The organism is Mycobacterium sp. KBS0706 (assembly GCF_005938675.2).
GTDB lineage: Bacteria > Pseudomonadota > Alphaproteobacteria > DSM-16000 > Inquilinaceae > Inquilinus.
Window position 1 is genome coordinate 1 of record NZ_VCCH02000355.1, and the last position, 458, is coordinate 458.

Annotated in this window: 2 protein-coding genes; both read left to right on the forward strand. The window is 69.4% G+C overall.

Annotation, left to right across the window (positions count from 1 at the left end; translation table 11 throughout):
* Positions 1–194 (forward strand): SUMF1/EgtB/PvdO family nonheme iron enzyme (locus tag FFK22_RS42245; protein ID WP_143957047.1); only part of this gene is annotated, 194 nt, incomplete at its 5' end.
* Between the two features lie 57 nt (positions 195–251).
* Positions 252–458, forward strand: a 207-nt coding sequence (locus FFK22_RS42250; RefSeq protein ID WP_221939326.1) for a hypothetical protein, incomplete at its 3' end; no start/stop codon positions are given.

Below are 458 nucleotides of genomic sequence, written 5' to 3' on the forward strand. Positions count from 1 at the left end.
AGCTGGAGGCGAGCTACGACCACGCCACGGCGCACTTCCGGATTCCGCGCCGTGTCGTCAAGGGCGGATCCCATCTCTGCGCCCCGAACTACTGCCGGCGCTATCGCCCGGCCGCGCGCCACGCCCAGCCGGTCGACACCTCGATGAGCCATATCGGCTTTCGCTGCGTAAAGCGGGCGGCCACTCCAACCTGAAACTCTCGATCGAACCGGAGGATGAGGCACATGGATGCGAATGACAGGACGCCGGACATGGCCGAGCGTCGGCAGGAATCGGCAGCAGGAGCGGACGCCGGCGTCAGCCGGCGGAAGCTTCTGCTCTCAGGCACCGCACTGGCGGCCGCCGCCGGGGTGACCATGCCGTTCACGGCGGCCGAGGCCCAGAACGCGCCGACGCCCGCCCAGCCGGCGACCCCGGGCGCGAAGCCCAATATCGTCGTCATCATGGGCGACGACGTC